The organism is Streptomyces sp. TG1A-8 (genome assembly GCF_030499535.1).
GTDB lineage: Bacteria > Actinomycetota > Actinomycetes > Streptomycetales > Streptomycetaceae > Streptomyces.
Genome location: NZ_JASTLB010000001.1, coordinates 3,188,227 through 3,203,573, shown reverse-complemented (window position 1 = coordinate 3,203,573; position 15,347 = coordinate 3,188,227). Strand labels below are relative to the sequence as shown.

The window sequence follows — 15,347 nt, the reverse complement described above, 5'->3', positions numbered from 1 at the left end:
CCCGGGTGATCACGGTCTCCACCTTGCGGAGTACGCGCGCCCGGTACGGATCGGCCCACCGGTTGACCCCTGCACGCATCCCGCTTCCCTACTCTGGGTTACGTGCAGCGCCTCTACGACTTCCTCCGCCGCCACCCGGCCTGGGTCGACAGCTTCTGGGCCGTCGTCCTGTGCGGGATCTCCGGCGCGAGCGTGATCGGTGCCAGCCGGGGGCCCGAGCACCACATGCCGGTCGCCGCGGGACTGTCGGTGTCGGCCGTCCTGTGCGTCGTCGTCGCGCTGCGCCGCCTCTTCCCGGAACCGATGCTGCTGCTGGCCCTCGCGAGCGGACTGGCCCAGCTGGTCCTGGACGTCGAGATGACCGTGGCCGACTTCGCCATGCTGGTGATCACTTACACGGTCGCCACGGTCGGCGCACGCTGGGCCTCCCGGCTCGCGCTCGGCGCCGGCCTGTGCGCGGCGCCCCTGGCGCAGGTGCGCTGGCCGGTGGAGGACACCGGCTTCCTGGGGCAGGTCGCGATAGCGGTGTTCCAGACCGTGCCGTTCGCGCTGGCCTGGGTGCTCGGCGACTCCATGCGCACCCGGCGCGCCTACTTCGCCCAGCTGGAGGAGCGCGCCGCCCGGCTGGAGAAGGAGCGCGAGGCGCAGTCCAAGGTCGCCGTCGCCGCCGAGCGCGCCCGGATCGCGCGCGAGCTGCACGACGTCGTCGCGCACAACGTGTCGGTGATGGTGGTGCAGGCCGACGGCGCCGCCTACGTCCTCGACGCCGCGCCCGACCAGGCCAGGAAGGCCCTGGAGACGATCTCCTCCACCGGCCGCCAGGCCCTCGCCGAGATGCGCCGCCTGCTGGGCGTGCTGCGCACCGGTGAGCACCAGGAGGGCGGCGAGTACGTGCCCCAGCCCGACGTCGAGCAGATCGACGACCTCGTCGAGCAGTGCCGCAGCTCGGGCCTGCCCGTCGACTTCAAGGTCGAGGGCACCCCGCGCCCGCTGCCCAGCGGCGTGGAGCTGACCGCCTACCGCATCGTGCAGGAGGCGCTCACCAACACCCGCAAGCACGGCGGCCCGAACGCGGGCGCCAGCGTGCGACTGGTGTACTTCGACGACGGTCTCGGGCTGCTCGTCGAGGACGACGGCGAGGGCGCCCCGCACGAGCTGTACGAGGAGGGCGGCGCCGACGGCCGGGGGCACGGCCTGATCGGCATGCGCGAGCGGGTCGGCATGGTCGGCGGCACCCTGGACGCCGGCCCGCGTCCGGGCGGAGGCTTCCGCATCAGCGCGCTGCTCCCCCTCAAACCAGCGCACTGACACCGCCGCACGCCCCTCGTTGACACCTGTCACGCCCCCAGCCCGGCCACGAACCACGGAAGAGGACCCATGACGATCCGCGTGATGCTCGTCGACGACCAGGTGCTGCTGCGCACCGGCTTCCGGATGGTGCTCGCGGCCCAGCCGGACATGGAGGTCGTCGCGGAGGCCGGCGACGGCGTGGAGGCCCTGCAGGTGCTGCGCTCCACCGCCGTCGACGTCGTCCTGATGGACGTCCGCATGCCGAAGCTGGACGGGGTGGAGGCCACCCGGCGGATCTGCTCCGAGCCCGACGCGCCGAAGGTGCTGATCCTGACGACCTTCGACCTGGACGAGTACGCCTTCTCCGGGCTGAAGGCGGGCGCCTCCGGCTTCATGCTCAAGGACGTGCCGCCCGGCGACCTGCTGGCGGCCATCCGCGCCGTGCACAGCGGCGACGCCGTCGTGGCGCCCTCCACCACCCGGCGGCTGCTGGACCGGTTCGCGCCCATGCTGCCCTCCGCCGGCGCCCGGCCCCGGCACACGGAACTGGAACGGCTCACCGAGCGGGAGCGCGAGGTCATGGTGCTGGTCGCGCAGGGCCTGTCCAACGGTGAGATCGCGGCCCGGCTGGTGCTGTCCGAGGCGACGGTGAAGACCCACGTGGGCCGCATCCTGACCAAGCTCGGCCTGCGCGACCGGGTGCAGGTGGTGGTGCTCGCCTACGAGACCGGACTGGTGCGCGCGGGCGGCCACGGCTGACCCGGCCGCACCCCGCGCGCCGGCTACGCCAGGCCGGGCAGCCGGCGCACGAAGTCCGCCACGGCCGCCCGGACGTCGTCGGCCGTCCACTCCAGGCCCTCCGCGGTGACCGTGACCTCGGTGCGCGCCAGGTCCGGCCCGGCCTGCTCCCAGGCGTCCGCGAACAGCAGCACCGAGGTCTCCTCGGCCTGGCGCACCGAGGCCTCCTCCACCACCTCGGGGCGGTACGGCAGCCAGACCTGGAACTGGTGGGTGTGCGGCTCCTGCGGGTGCACGCGTGCCCAGGGCGGTCCGGCCGCCGCGAACCCCTCGCGCAGCGCGGCGGCCACCATGCGCGCGTGGTGCACGTAACCGGGCAGCCGGGGCAGCTCCCGGTCCAGTCCGGCGAGCGCCGACAGCACGGTCGGGAACTGCTGGAAGACCGCCCCGCCGTACCGGTGCCGCCAGGTCTTCGCCTCCGCGACGAGACCGTCCGGGCCGGCGAGCACGGCGCCGCCGAAGCCGCCGAGCGACTTGTAGAACGACACGTAGACCGTGTCGGCGAGGCCGGCGATCTCCTCCAGGGAGCGGCCGAAGTGGACGGTGGACTCCCACAGGCGCGCGCCGTCGAAGTGCACCACCGCGTCGCGCTCCCGCGCCGCGGCGACCACCCCGGTCAGCTCCTCCCAGGTGGGCAGGACGAAACCGGCGTCCCGGAGGGGCAGCTCCAGCACCAGCGTGCCGAAGGGCTCCTCGAAGTCGCGCACCTCCCCGGCCGTGGGCAGCCGGGGCGCCCGGGTCACGTGCACCGGGCGCAGACCGCTGACCTGGCTGAACGCGTCCCGCTCGTGCATCTCGGGATGCGAGAGCGGGTGCAGGGCGACCGTGCGGTCGCCGGTGCGGGCCGCCCAGCAGCGCAGGGCGACCTGCTGGGCCATCGTGCCGGTCGGGAAGAAGGCGGCGGCCTCGGTGCCGAGCAGGGCGGCGACGCGCTCCTCCAGGGCGGCCACGATCCGGTCGCCGTAGAGGTCCGTCGGCTCGTCCAGGTCGTACACCTCGGGCGCCGTCTCCGCCAGCCAGGACAGCCGGTCGCGCAGCGTGCCCTGGTGGCCCGCGCGCGACAGGGTGCGCCGGGCCTCCCGGCCGGCGGCGGCCCGCCGTTCGCGCACCGACCGGTTCTCGTCCTGCTCAGGCGTGTCGCTCATGCGTGGAATCATGCCTCACCGCGTCCCCGCGGAACACCCCGGTTCCCGCGCGGGGACACCCGGCGCACGGCCGCGGGACGACCACGGCCCGTGGATGACCGGACACGGGCCGACCCGATAGCGTTAACATGACGAGAAATCGTCCGGTACCCAGAGCGGGCTGGAACGGGAGGGCCGCCGTCGCGTGAGTACAGTCCACCAGCCAGATCCCCAGGACCGCCCCGCGCGGCTCACCGTCGGCGTCGTGGGTGCCGGACGCGTGGGCCCCGCCCTGGCCGCGTCCCTCCGGCTCGCCGGACACCGCCCGGTGGCCGTCTCCGGAGTCTCCGACGCCTCCCGCAGGCGCGCCGGGACGCTGCTCCCCGGCGTGCCGCTGGTGCCGCCCGCCGAGGTGCTCCAGCGTGCCGACCTGGTGCTGCTCACCGTCCCCGACGACGCCCTGCCCGGCCTGGTCGCCGGGCTCGCCGGGACGGGCGCGGTCCGGCCGGGACAACTGCTCGTGCACACCTCCGGCCGGTACGGGGCCCGGGTGCTCGACCCCGCCCTGCGCGCGGGCGCGCTGCCGCTGGCCCTGCACCCGGCGATGACCTTCACCGGCACCCCCGTGGACGTCCAGCGCCTGGCGGGCTGCTCCTTCGGCGTCACCGCGCCCGAGGAACTGCGGCTGGCGGCCGAGGCCCTGGTGATCGAGATGGGCGGTGAGCCCGAGTGGATCGGTGAGGACAGCCGCCCGCTCTACCACGCGGCCCTCGCCCTCGGCGCCAACCACCTGGTCACCCTGGTCGCCCAGGCCATGGAACTGCTGCGCACCGCCGGCGTGGAGGCCCCCGACCGGATGCTCGGCCCCCTCCTGGGCGCCGCCCTGGACAACGCGCTGCGCTCCGGCGACGCCGCCCTCACCGGCCCCGTCGCGCGCGGCGACGCCGGCACGGTCGCCGCGCACCTGGCCGAGCTGCGCCGGCACGCCCCGCAGACCCGCGCCGGCTACCTGGCGATGGCCCGCGCCACCGCCGACCGCGCCCTGGCCCACGGCCTGCTGAAGCCGGAGCTGGCCGAAGACCTGCTGGGGGTGCTCGCCGACGGACGCGGCACGACCGGCGGCCCGAACGGCACCGAGGGGGACGTCCGATGACCACCGACCTGCTGAGCACCGCCGCCGAACTGCGCGCGCGCGTGCGCCGCGGCCGCCGGGCCGTCGTGATGACCATGGGCGCCCTGCACGAGGGCCACGCCACGCTGATCCGCGCCGCGCGCGAGATCGCCGGGGTGGACGGCGAGGTCGTCGTCACCGTGTTCGTCAACCCGCTCCAGTTCGGTGCCGGCGAGGACCTGGACCGCTACCCGCGCACCCTCGAGGCCGACCTGGAGATCGCCGCCCGGGCGGGCGCCGACGCGGTGTTCGCGCCGTCCGTGGACGAGGTCTACCCCGGCGGCGAACCCCAGGTACGCCTCTCCGCGGGCCCCATGGGCGGACGCCTGGAGGGCGCCTCGCGGCCCGGGCACTTCGACGGCATGCTCACCGTCGTCGCCAAGCTGCTGCACCTCACCCGCCCCGACGCGGCCCTCTACGGCCAGAAGGACGCCCAGCAGCTGGCGCTGATCCGGCGCATGGTGCGGGACCTGAACTTCGGCGTCGAGATCGTCGCCGTGCCCACGGTGCGCGAGGAGGACGGGCTCGCCCTGTCCAGCCGCAACCGCTACCTCTCGCCCGCCGAGCGGCGTACCGCCCTGGCCCTGTCCCGCGCCCTGTTCGCGGGCGCCGACCGGCTCGCGGCCCAGGAGGCGCTGCGCGCCCGCGCCCGCGAAGTGCCCTCCACGCACGCGCGCGCCGAAGCGCTCAGCGCCCTGGGGGAGTCCCGCGCGGCGGCCGACGCGCACGCCGTGGCCACGGCCGCGCCCGGCGGCCCCGCGACCGTCCGCGCCGCCGCCCTCCAGGTCCTGGAGGAGGCCGCCCGCCTCGACCCGCCGCTGGAACTGGACTACCTCGCCCTGGTCGACCCGTCCGACTTCACCGAGGTCGGCGACGACTTCACCGGCGAAGCCGTGCTCGCCGTCGCCGCCCGGGTCGGTTCGACCCGGTTGATCGACAACCTCCCCCTCACCTTCGGAACCCTCGGAGCCGCCTCGTGAACAGCACAGGCATACGTCTGCACGCCCCCGCCCCCGGCTGGTCGATCTCCGCGGACGCGGTCGTCGTCGGTTCCGGCGTGGCCGGTCTGACCGCGGCCCTGCGCTGCGAGGCGGCGGGCCTGACGACGGTCGTCGTCACCAAGGCGCGCCTCGACGACGGTTCCACGCGCTGGGCGCAGGGCGGCATCGCGGCGGCCCTCGGCGAGGGCGACACCCCCGAGCAGCACCTGGCGGACACCCTGGTCGCGGGCGCGGACCTGTGCGACGAGGAGGCCGTGCGCATCCTCGTCACCGAGGGCCCGGACGCCGTGCGGCGGCTGATCTCCACCGGCGCCCACTTCGACACCGACGACGAGGGCGGCATCCAGCTCACCCGCGAGGGCGGCCACCACCGGCGCCGCATCGCGCACGCCGGCGGTGACGCGACCGGCGCGGAGATCTCCCGCGCGCTCGTCGAGGCCGTCCGCGCGCGCGGGGTGCGCACGATCGAGAACGCGCTCGTCCTGGACCTGCTGACCGACGCCGACGGCCGCACCGCCGGCGTCACCCTGCACGTGATGGGCGAGGGCCAGCACGACGGCGTGGGCGCCGTGCACGCCCCCGCGGTCGTCCTCGCCACCGGCGGCATGGGCCAGGTGTTCTCCGCGACCACCAACCCGTCCGTGTCGACCGGCGACGGCGTGGCGCTGGCCCTGCGCGCCGGCGCGGAGGTCAGCGACCTGGAGTTCGTGCAGTTCCACCCCACCGTGCTGTTCCTCGGCGCGGACGCCGAGGGCCAGCAGCCGCTCGTCTCCGAGGCGGTGCGCGGCGAGGGCGCCCACCTGGTCGACGGCGACGGTGTGCGCTTCATGACCGGGCAGCACGAACTGGCCGAGCTGGCGCCGAGGGACATCGTCGCCAAGGGCATCATGCGGCGCATGCAGGAGCAGGGAGCCGAGCACATGTACCTCGACGCCCGGCACTTCGGCGCCGAGATGTGGGAGCACCGCTTCCCGACCATCCTGGCCGCCTGCCGCGCCCACGGCATCGACCCGGTCACCGAACCCGTCCCGGTCGCCCCGGCCGCCCACTACGCCTCCGGGGGCGTCCGCACGGACGCCCGGGGCCGTACGACCGTGCCCGGGCTGTACGCGTGCGGCGAGGTCGCCTGCACCGGCGTGCACGGCGCCAACCGGCTCGCCTCCAACTCCCTCCTCGAAGGCCTCGTCTACGCGGAGCGGATCGCCGCCGACATCGCCGCCGCCCGCGCCGCGGGAGACCTCCCCGCGCGCGTGCCCGCGCCGGTCGCGCCGACCGACAGGCCCGAGCACCCGCTGCTCGCCCCCGAGGCCCGCTTCGCCATCCAGCGGATCATGACCGCGGGCGCGGGCGTGCTGCGCTCGGAACGGTCGCTGGAGACGGCCGCCGAGCAGCTCCGTCGGCTGCACACCGAGGCCCGCGACGCCCTCGCCGAGAACGGCAAGACCGCCGAGCCCGGCGTGGACACCTGGGAGGCCACCAACCTCCTGTGCGTGGCCCGCGTCCTGGTGGCCGCCGCCCTGACGCGCGAGGAGACCCGCGGCTGCCACTGGCGCGAGGACCGCGCCGACCGCGACGACGCCCGCTGGCGGCGCCACATCGTCCTGCGGCTCGACCCCGACCGGTCGCTGGCCGTCCGCACCACCGACACCGCAGACTTCCCCCCACCCGGCCCACCCCGCGTTCCCAGGAGCAGTGACAGACGTGAGCACCGACGACCTTCCCCTCGCCCCGACCGGCGGCTGCGGCGACGGCTGCGCCTGCGGCGCGGACGGCGACGAGGAGTACCTGGAGAGCGGGCTCGACCCCGCGCTCGCCGAACTGCTGACCGCGGCCGGGCTCGACCCCGTCGAGGTCGAGGACATCGCCAACGTCGCCATCCAGGAGGACCTGGACGGCGGTGTGGACGTGACCACCGTCGCGACCATCCCCGAGGACGCGGTGGCCACCGCCGACTTCACCGCGCGCGAGGCCGGTGTGGTCGCCGGCCTCAGGGTCGCCGAGGCCGTGGTCTCCGTGGTGTGCACGGACGAGTTCGAGGTCGAGCGGCACGTCGAGGACGGCGACCGGGTCGAGGCCGGGCAGAAGCTGCTGTCGGTCACCACGCGCACGCGCGACCTGCTCACCGCCGAGCGCAGCGCGCTCAACATCCTGTGCCGCCTGTCCGGCATCGCGACCGCCACGCGCGCGTGGGCGGACCTGCTGGAGGGCAGCCGGACCAGGGTCCGCGACACCCGCAAGACCACCCCGGGCCTCAGGTCGCTGGAGAAGTTCGCGGTGCGCTGCGGCGGCGGCGTCAACCACCGCATGTCACTGTCCGACGCGGCCCTGGTGAAGGACAACCACGTGGTGGCCGCCGGCGGCGTCGCCCAGGCCTTCGAGGCCGTGCGGGAGGCCTTCCCGGACGTGCCGATCGAGGTCGAGGTCGACACCCTGCACCAGCTGCGCGAGGTCGTCGACGCGGGCGCCGACCTGATCCTGCTGGACAACTTCACGCCCGGGGAGTGCGAGGAGGCCGTCGCGGTCGTGGGCGGCCGGGCCCTGCTGGAGGCCTCCGGCCGGCTCACGCTCGACAACGCGCGCGCGTACGCCGACACCGGCGTGGACTTCCTGGCCGTCGGCGCCCTCACCCACTCCGCGCCGATCCTCGACATCGGCCTGGACCTGCGCGAGGCGGAGTAACGGCCATGCTGCTCACGATCGACGTCGGCAACACGCACACCGTGCTCGGTCTGTTCGACGGCGAGGACATCGTCGAGCACTGGCGCATCTCCACGGACCCGCGCCGCACGGCGGACGAGCTGGCGGTGCTGCTGCAGGGCCTGATGGGCCGGCACCCGCTGCTCGGCGACGAACTGGGCGACGGAATCGACGGCATCGCGATCTGCGCGACCGTGCCCTCCGTGCTGCACGAGCTGCGCGAGGTGACGCGGCGCTACTACGGCGACGTGCCCGCGGTGCTGGTCGAGCCGGGCGTGAAGACCGGCGTGCCGATCCTCTTCGACAACCCCAAGGAGGTCGGCGCCGACCGCATCATCAACGCGGTCGCGGCCAACGAGCTGTACGGCGGCCCGGCGATCGTCGTCGACTTCGGCACGGCGACCACGTTCGACGCGGTCAGCGCGCGCGGGGAGTACGTCGGCGGGGTCATCGCACCCGGCATCGAGATCTCCGTGGAGGCGCTGGGCGTCAAGGCCGCACAGCTGCGGAAGATCGAGGTGGCCAGGCCGCGCAGCGTGATCGGCAAGAACACGGTCGAGGCCATGCAGGCGGGCATCGTGTACGGCTTCGCGGGCCAGGTCGACGGGGTCGTCAGCCGGATGGCGCGGGAACTGGCCACCGACCCCGACGAGGTGACGGTGATCGCCACGGGCGGCCTCGCGCCCATGGTGCTGGGGGAGTCCTCGGTGATCGACGAGCACCAGCCGTGGCTGACGCTGATCGGACTGCGCCTGGTGTACGAGCGGAACGCGTCGCGTCCGTGACGGGACCGGCGCCCCCGCGGCGCCGGTCCTCCGCGGTCCCGGACCCTCGCGGCGCGCCGGACGTCCGGCGCGCCGCGAGGGTCCGGGACCGGCCGGGGAAACCGCGTGCGACACGCGGGCCCACGGCATCACGGTCCGTCCCTTTTGTCCGATCGGCGATACCGTCGCCGCATGCCCACGCCCTACGGATCCCGCGGCGGCATGGCGTTCGGCGTCCAGGAGCTGCGTGTGCTCCGCCGCGCCCTCGCCCTCGCCCTCCACCCCGGCCGAGCGTCCGCCGAGGACGTCCAGGACTGCTTCCGGCTAGCCGCCTCGCTGGACGAGGCGATCGACGACGGAGCCCGGCTGCGGGCCTTCCTGGTGGCCGACCTGGGCCGGTACCGCGCCGCCCTGCCGGGCACCGTCGCCGGCTACCTCACGCTCCTGGAGGAGGCGCTCGGCGCGGGGCACCGGCCCACCCCCGACGACCTCGCCGCGCTGCGGGCGCTGCGCGGCAACCCCGCGGCGGCGGCCCTGCTGGAACGCTGCCGGACGCTGGCCGAGCAGGACCTGCGGGCGCGCTTCGCGCAAGGGGCCCGCACGGTCCCCGCCCCCGCCGTACCGGCGTCCAGGGCGCGCCTGGCGGGCCTGCCCGGCGGCTCGGGCGCCGCCCCGGCCGCCGGGGCCCGGGAGGGCGGGAAGTCCGCCCGGAAGCCCCCTGCCGAGCCCGCCGACGAGCCCGGCCGGACTCCTCCCGCGCGTCCCGCCGCCGCCCCGGCGGCCCCCAGGCGCCCCGTCCCCACCCCGGGCGAGGTCTTCCCCCGCCGCCTGCCGCCGCGGCCGCCCGCCGGCCCGGCCGGGGCCCGGCAGCTCGCCGCGGGCTGACGCGGCGGTTCGCCCACCCCGCCCCTTTCGCCCGTTCCCGCCTGGCTACCCTGGAGCCATGGACTACGTCTCCGCGCTCGTGCCCCCGGTCGTCATGGCCGCGCTCTTCATCGGTGTGGTCAGGGTGATCATCAAGACCCAGGGCGGGGCCGCCAAGGCCAAGGAGGACGCCGCCGTCGACGCGGCCCTCGCGCGCGCGGAGAGCGCGCGCCGGGCCTCCGCCGCCGGCGACGCCTGAGGCCGCCGGCGGCGGGCGCGCCCCGCACCGGTGCGGGGCGCACGCCTCCCCGCGCCCCGGTCCCGCGACCGGGGGCCGCACGGGTCGTGCGTCCTTTTCGTGGGCATCCGCGCCCGTGGTGCCCGTTCGGCACGCCGTGCGGCGGATCTCCCACTATTGTCTGAGCTGTGCCCCGCCCCCTGGGAGAACTCGAAGACGCGGTCATGACGCGGGTGTGGAAGTGGAACCGCCCGGTGACCGTTCGAGAAGTCCTGGAAGACCTGCAGCGGGAACGGTCCATCGCGTACACCACCGTGATGACCGTTTTGGACAACCTCCATCAGAAGGGCTGGGTGCGCCGCGAGGCGGAAGGGCGCGCCTATCGATATGAGGCCGTCTCCACACGGGCCGCCTACGCCGCCGCCCTGATGAACGACGCGTGGTCCCAGAGCGACAACCAGGCAGCCGCTCTCGTCGCCTTCTTCGGGATGATGAGCGAGGAACAGCGCCAGGCCCTGCGCGACGCCGTACGCATCGTCCGGCTGCCGGAAACCCGGGAAGCCCCCGGGTACCGGGAAGGCTGGGAAGGCCGGGAAGAGGAGAACCCCGGCTCGGCGGGGGGCGCCGGCGGGCGATAGCGTCCGCTCATGTCAGCAGAGCGTCCCGAAGTCTCCGCAAAAGCCATCACCGTCCGGCGGGCCCGGACCGGCGATGTTCCGGCCGTCCGCCGCCTCCTCGACGCCTACGTCCGTGACCGCATCCTGCTCGACAAAGCCACGGTCACCCTTTACGAGGACATCCAGGAGTTCTGGGTCGCCGAACGCGACGACAACGCCGAGGTGGTCGGCTGCGGCGCGCTGCACGTCATGTGGGAAGACCTCGCGGAAGTCCGCACTCTCGCGGTGAAGCCAGGCCTCAAGGGCGCCGGCGTCGGTCACCAGTTGCTGGAGAAGTTGCTGGAGACCGCCCGCTGGCTCGGCGTTCGCCGGGTTTTCTGCCTCACCTTCGAAGTGGACTTCTTCGGGAAGCACGGCTTCGTGGAGATCGGCGAGACGCCCGTCGACACCGATGTCTACGCGGAGCTGATGCGTTCCTATGACGAGGGGGTCGCGGAGTTCCTCGGTCTCGAACGAGTGAAACCGAACACCCTGGGCAACAGTCGGATGCTTCTGCATCTGTGATCGTCATTGCCCCGGTGCCCTATGTCCGAAACGCGTACGTTTCCGGGACCGGACGGTCCCCTGAACCACTCCCGGGGGTTTGTGTTTTTCCGGCAAAAGCGGTTTGCTTTCCAACGTACTGCAGTACCGCATATAACAGGGGCGGTGAAACGGGTGGGCACCGCACCCCCTGGGTCCTCACGTTATCGATGAAAGGAAAACCGGTGGCACAGAAGGTTCAGGTCCTTCTTGTCGACGACCTCGACGGCGGCGAGGCGGACGAGACCGTGACGTTCGCGCTGGACGGCAAGACGTACGAGATCGATCTCACGACTGCGAATGCGGACAAGCTGCGCGACCTTCTCGACCCCTATGTGAAGGGCGGTCGCCGTACCGGGGGCCGTGCTTCGGGCGGGCGTGGAAAGGCGCGCGCCGCTTCCGGCGGCAACCAGGACACCGCGGCGATCCGCGCCTGGGCGAAGGAGAACGGCTACGAGGTCAACGACCGGGGCCGCGTTCCCGCGTCGATCCGCGAGGCCTACGAGAAGGCCAACGGCTGATCCCGTCGGCCGGCGGGCGGACGGGTGTTCGCGCGCCGCAGCCGGATCCGGTGGCACCGCGCGGCCACCGTGTCCACCACGCGTACCAGATCGGGGGCGCCTCCCGGGCACCCCACGGCCGGCAGCGCCGGCAGCGGGGCCCCGGCCCCGCACCCCGGCGCGGGGGGCCGCAGCCACACGGCGGCCCCCTGTACGGACCCCGCGCGGCCGTTCCCCGCGCCCTCCTCGTGGCGGCGGCCGGGAAGCGGTGAGGGTCCGGCCGGGCCCCACCCGGGCGGAACCGGCGCCCGCGTCGCACCGCCGGCGCCCACGGCCCGCAGGTCGAGCGCCAGCGCGCCCCACTCCAGCCAGTCCAGCATCCCCGGCAGCTCCTCCGCGCTGCCCGCGGCCACCAGCAGCCGCATCCGGTTTCCGCACAGGGCCACCGGAGACCCCGGCGCGAGGTGCCCGAGCGCCGCGGCGCCCGCCTCGGCCGGCACGTCCAGCACGTCGAACCGCACCCCCGTGGCCAGCCGCAGCGGCCGCCCGGGCACCGTCGGCCACCCCAGGACGTTCTCGTACCAGTGCCGGGCCGGGGCGTCCGGGCCGGGCCGCCCGCCGTCCGGGCCGTCAGGGCGTCCGGACGGCCCCGGGCCCGAGGGGCGCTGGGGGAGGGGTACCGCGGAGGTCGTGGGGACCGGGCCGGCCATGCCCCGTGCAACCGCCGCGAGGACCCGCAGGTTACGTTGAGCGCCCCATATGCCACGGAAAGTGGCGGTCCGGGCGGGACGTGAGGGGCGGGGGAGGCGTCGGCTTGTTCGCCCGTAGCGGAGGGAACCGGGCTACGTGGCATGGACCGTCCGTCACCGCGGGTAAGACATGCCTAGTGGGAGGGGGGCGACATGCGGGGAAGGCCGTCTCACGTTCGCCATCGGCGTACTGGCGACTGGGGTAACTGTCTGGCCTGCGGGAACATCGTCTCGCACCATCGGGTTGGAGCAGATGTCGGCGTTCGGGGTCAGGAGGCCATCGACGGTGTCGGCAGTTGGAATGAGCGGTCCCCGCTTGCGGGACTAAGCTGCGGAAGGACAGGGAGGGGAAGTTCCCCCCACTGCCTGACCGCTCTGAGGAGCGATTAACGATGTTCGAGAGGTTCACCGACCGCGCGCGGCGGGTTGTCGTCCTGGCTCAGGAAGAAGCCCGGATGCTCAACCACAACTACATCGGCACCGAGCACATCCTCCTGGGTCTCATCCACGAGGGCGAAGGTGTCGCCGCTAAGGCCCTGGAGAGCCTCGGCATTTCGCTTGAGGCGGTCCGCCAGCAGGTGGAGGAGATCATCGGTCAGGGCCAGCAGGCCCCGTCCGGGCACATCCCCTTCACCCCCCGTGCCAAGAAGGTCCTGGAGCTGTCGCTCCGCGAGGCCCTTCAGCTGGGCCACAACTACATCGGCACGGAGCACATCCTGCTCGGCCTGATCCGCGAGGGCGAGGGCGTCGCCGCCCAGGTCCTGGTCAAGCTGGGCGCAGACCTCAACCGGGTGCGGCAGCAGGTCATCCAGCTGCTCTCCGGTTACCAGGGTAAGGAGACCGCCACGGCCGGCGGGCCGGCCGAGGGCACGCCCTCGACCTCCCTCGTCCTGGACCAGTTCGGCCGGAACCTCACCCAGGCCGCCCGTGAGTCCAAGCTCGACCCGGTCATCGGGCGCGAGAAGGAGATCGAGCGGGTCATGCAGGTGCTGTCCCGCCGCACGAAGAACAACCCGGTCCTCATCGGTGAGCCCGGTGTCGGCAAGACCGCCGTGGTCGAGGGCCTCGCGCAGGCCATCGTCAAGGGCGAGGTGCCCGAGACCCTCAAGGACAAGCACCTCTACACCCTGGACCTCGGTGCGCTGGTCGCGGGCTCCCGCTACCGCGGTGACTTCGAGGAGCGCCTGAAGAAGGTGCTCAAGGAGATCCGCACCCGCGGCGACATCATCCTGTTCATCGACGAGCTGCACACGCTGGTCGGTGCGGGTGCCGCCGAGGGCGCCATCGACGCGGCCTCCATCCTCAAGCCGATGCTGGCCCGCGGTGAGCTGCAGACCATCGGTGCGACCACGCTGGACGAGTACCGCAAGCACCTGGAGAAGGACGCGGCCCTGGAGCGCCGCTTCCAGCCCATCCAGGTCGCCGAGCCGTCCCTGCCGCACACCATCGAGATCCTCAAGGGCCTGCGCGACCGGTACGAGGCGCACCACCGCGTCTCCATCACGGACGAGGCCCTGGTCCAGGCAGCCACCCTGGCCGACCGGTACATCTCGGACCGCTTCCTGCCGGACAAGGCCATCGACCTGATCGACGAGGCCGGTTCCCGGATGCGCATCCGCCGGATGACCGCTCCGCCGGACCTGCGCGAGTTCGACGAGAAGATCGCCGGTGTCCGCCGGGACAAGGAGTCCGCGATCGACTCGCAGGACTTCGAGAAGGCCGCCTCCCTGCGCGACAAGGAGAAGCAGCTCCTGGCCGCCAAGGCCAAGCGGGAGAAGGAGTGGAAGGCCGGCGACATGGACGTCGTCGCCGAGGTCGACGGCGAGCTGATCGCCGAGGTCCTCGCCACGGCCACCGGCATCCCGGTCTTCAAGCTGACCGAGGAGGAGTCCTCGCGTCTGCTGCGCATGGAGGACGAGCTCCACAAGCGGGTCATCGGCCAGGTCGACGCCGTCAAGGCGCTGTCGAAGGCGATCCGCCGTACGCGCGCGGGTCTGAAGGACCCGAAGCGTCCGGGTGGCTCGTTCATCTTCGCCGGTCCCTCCGGTGTCGGTAAGACCGAGCTGTCCAAGGCGCTCGCCGAGTTCCTCTTCGGTGACGAGGACGCGCTGATCTCCCTCGACATGTCGGAGTTCAGCGAGAAGCACACGGTGTCGCGGCTCTTCGGTTCGCCCCCCGGTTACGTGGGCTACGAAGAGGGCGGCCAGCTGACCGAGAAGGTCCGCCGCAAGCCGTTCTCCGTCGTCCTCTTCGACGAGGTCGAGAAGGCCCACCCGGACATCTTCAACTCGCTGCTGCAGATCCTGGAGGACGGTCGCCTGACCGATTCCCAGGGCCGGGTCGTGGACTTCAAGAACACGGTCATCATCATGACGACCAACCTCGGCACCCGGGACATCTCCAAGGGCTTCAACCTGGGCTTCGCGGCCTCGGGTGACACGAAGACCAACTACGAGCGCATGAAGAACAAGGTGTCGGACGAGCTGAAGCAGCACTTCCGTCCCGAGTTCCTCAACCGCGTCGACGACGTGGTCGTCTTCCCGCAGCTCACGCAGGAGGACATCCTGCGGATCGTCGACCTGATGGTCGGCAAGGTGGACGAGCGCCTGAAGGACCGGGACATGGGCATCGAGCTGTCCCAGTCCGCCAAGGAACTGCTGTCCAAGAAGGGTTACGACCCGGTGCTGGGCGCGCGTCCGCTGCGTCGCACGATCCAGCGCGAGATCGAGGACACGCTCTCGGAGAAGATCCTCTTCGGCGAGCTGCGTCCCGGTCACATCGTGGTCGTGGACACCGAAGGCGAGGGCGACGCCACCACCTTCACCTTCCGGGGCGAGGAGAAGTCGGCGCTGCCGGACGTCCCGCCGATCGAGCAGGCGGCCGGCGGTGCCGGACCGAACCTGAGCAAGGACGCGTAGGCGTCACGGCGACGCCGAAAGGGGCCGGTGCCGA

At 73.2% G+C, this 15,347-nt stretch carries 14 protein-coding genes and 1 pseudogene; 13 read left to right on the top strand and 2 right to left on the bottom strand.

The window, feature by feature from the left end; all coding sequences use genetic code 11:
- The first annotated feature begins 102 nt into the window (after positions 1-102).
- Positions 103-1,308: a sensor histidine kinase gene (locus QQY24_RS13805; protein WP_301972988.1), complete on the top strand. Its 1,206-nt coding sequence runs from the start codon at positions 103-105 to the stop codon at positions 1,306-1,308.
- Between the two features lie 69 nt (positions 1,309-1,377).
- A complete protein-coding gene (locus tag QQY24_RS13800) occupies positions 1,378-2,049 on the top strand; it encodes a response regulator transcription factor (RefSeq protein ID WP_301972987.1) in 672 nt (223 codons plus the stop codon).
- 23 nt (positions 2,050-2,072) lie between these two features.
- Here the strand turns inward: QQY24_RS13800 and QQY24_RS13795 are convergent, their stop codons facing one another.
- Positions 2,073-3,233, bottom strand: a complete 1,161-nt coding sequence (locus tag QQY24_RS13795; RefSeq protein WP_301972986.1) for a low specificity L-threonine aldolase — start codon at positions 3,231-3,233, stop codon at positions 2,073-2,075.
- 184 nt (positions 3,234-3,417) lie between these two features.
- Here QQY24_RS13795 and QQY24_RS13790 point away from each other — a divergent pair, with 184 nt between their 5' ends.
- From QQY24_RS13790 to QQY24_RS13745, 10 genes and pseudogenes are all read left to right on the top strand, one after another.
- The gene (locus QQY24_RS13790; protein ID WP_301972985.1) at positions 3,418-4,365 is read left to right on the top strand and encodes a Rossmann-like and DUF2520 domain-containing protein; all 948 of its coding nucleotides are present in this window, start codon (positions 3,418-3,420) and stop codon (positions 4,363-4,365) included.
- Complete coding sequence (gene panC / locus QQY24_RS13785) at positions 4,362-5,363, top strand: pantoate--beta-alanine ligase (protein ID WP_301972984.1); 1,002 nt, start codon at positions 4,362-4,364, stop codon at positions 5,361-5,363. Before QQY24_RS13790 ends, panC begins: the two co-directional genes overlap by 4 nt.
- Positions 5,360-7,048: pseudogene (locus QQY24_RS13780) on the top strand (L-aspartate oxidase); the annotation flags it as partial. The gene panC and the pseudogene QQY24_RS13780, both read left to right, overlap by 4 nt.
- Positions 7,049-7,085: 37 nt before the next feature.
- Positions 7,086-8,063 carry a carboxylating nicotinate-nucleotide diphosphorylase gene (gene nadC, locus QQY24_RS13775; RefSeq protein ID WP_301972983.1) on the top strand — a complete coding sequence of 326 codons (978 nt, stop codon included), beginning with the start codon at positions 7,086-7,088 and terminating at the stop codon, positions 8,061-8,063.
- Between the two features lie 5 nt (positions 8,064-8,068).
- Positions 8,069-8,866: a type III pantothenate kinase gene (locus tag QQY24_RS13770; protein ID WP_301976240.1), complete on the top strand. Its 798-nt coding sequence runs from the start codon at positions 8,069-8,071 to the stop codon at positions 8,864-8,866.
- Between the two features lie 201 nt (positions 8,867-9,067).
- Positions 9,068-9,730: a hypothetical protein gene (locus tag QQY24_RS13765; RefSeq protein ID WP_301976239.1), complete on the top strand. Its 663-nt coding sequence runs from the start codon at positions 9,068-9,070 to the stop codon at positions 9,728-9,730.
- A 58-nt stretch (positions 9,731-9,788) separates the two neighbouring features.
- Entirely contained in the window at positions 9,789-9,968 is a 180-nt protein-coding gene (locus QQY24_RS13760; protein WP_301972982.1) for a hypothetical protein, read from the top strand.
- Between the two features lie 203 nt (positions 9,969-10,171).
- The gene (locus QQY24_RS13755) at positions 10,172-10,585 is read left to right on the top strand and encodes a BlaI/MecI/CopY family transcriptional regulator (protein WP_301976238.1); all 414 of its coding nucleotides are present in this window, start codon (positions 10,172-10,174) and stop codon (positions 10,583-10,585) included.
- 9 nt (positions 10,586-10,594) lie between these two features.
- Positions 10,595-11,128 carry an amino-acid N-acetyltransferase gene (locus tag QQY24_RS13750; protein WP_301972981.1) on the top strand — a complete coding sequence of 178 codons (534 nt, stop codon included), beginning with the start codon at positions 10,595-10,597 and terminating at the stop codon, positions 11,126-11,128.
- A 203-nt stretch (positions 11,129-11,331) separates the two neighbouring features.
- Positions 11,332-11,667 carry an Lsr2 family protein gene (locus QQY24_RS13745; protein WP_301972979.1) on the top strand — a complete coding sequence of 112 codons (336 nt, stop codon included), beginning with the start codon at positions 11,332-11,334 and terminating at the stop codon, positions 11,665-11,667.
- Here the strand turns inward: QQY24_RS13745 and QQY24_RS13740 are convergent.
- Positions 11,646-12,356 (bottom strand): SCO3374 family protein, encoded by a 711-nt coding sequence (locus QQY24_RS13740; protein ID WP_301972978.1) that lies wholly within the window; start codon positions 12,354-12,356, stop codon positions 11,646-11,648. The genes QQY24_RS13745 and QQY24_RS13740 overlap by 22 nt on opposite strands.
- A gap of 431 nt (positions 12,357-12,787) precedes the next feature.
- On the opposite strand from QQY24_RS13740, the gene QQY24_RS13735 reads away from it, so the two are divergent.
- Positions 12,788-15,313 carry an ATP-dependent Clp protease ATP-binding subunit gene (locus QQY24_RS13735; protein WP_301972977.1) on the top strand — a complete coding sequence of 842 codons (2,526 nt, stop codon included), beginning with the start codon at positions 12,788-12,790 and terminating at the stop codon, positions 15,311-15,313.
- Positions 15,314-15,347: the final 34 nt, after the last annotated feature.

Excerpts from the sequence above, each read along its gene's own strand:
- QQY24_RS13765 (WP_301976239.1), top strand. The coding sequence starts at position 9,068 with ATGGCGTTCGGCGTCCAGGAGCTGCGTGTGCTCCGCCGCGCCCTCGCC.
- QQY24_RS13750 (WP_301972981.1), top strand. The coding sequence starts at position 10,595 with ATGTCAGCAGAGCGTCCCGAAGTCTCCGCAAAAGCCATCACCGTCCGG.
- QQY24_RS13735 (WP_301972977.1), top strand. The coding sequence starts at position 12,788 with ATGTTCGAGAGGTTCACCGACCGCGCGCGGCGGGTTGTCGTCCTGGCT.
- QQY24_RS13760 (WP_301972982.1), top strand. The coding sequence starts at position 9,789 with ATGGACTACGTCTCCGCGCTCGTGCCCCCGGTCGTCATGGCCGCGCTC.
- QQY24_RS13740 (WP_301972978.1), bottom strand. The coding sequence starts at position 12,356 with ATGGCCGGCCCGGTCCCCACGACCTCCGCGGTACCCCTCCCCCAGCGC.
- QQY24_RS13795 (WP_301972986.1), bottom strand. The coding sequence starts at position 3,233 with ATGAGCGACACGCCTGAGCAGGACGAGAACCGGTCGGTGCGCGAACGG.
- QQY24_RS13770 (WP_301976240.1), top strand. The coding sequence starts at position 8,069 with ATGCTGCTCACGATCGACGTCGGCAACACGCACACCGTGCTCGGTCTG.
- QQY24_RS13800 (WP_301972987.1), top strand. The coding sequence starts at position 1,378 with ATGACGATCCGCGTGATGCTCGTCGACGACCAGGTGCTGCTGCGCACC.
- panC (WP_301972984.1), top strand. The coding sequence starts at position 4,362 with ATGACCACCGACCTGCTGAGCACCGCCGCCGAACTGCGCGCGCGCGTG.
- QQY24_RS13755 (WP_301976238.1), top strand. The coding sequence starts at position 10,172 with ATGACGCGGGTGTGGAAGTGGAACCGCCCGGTGACCGTTCGAGAAGTC.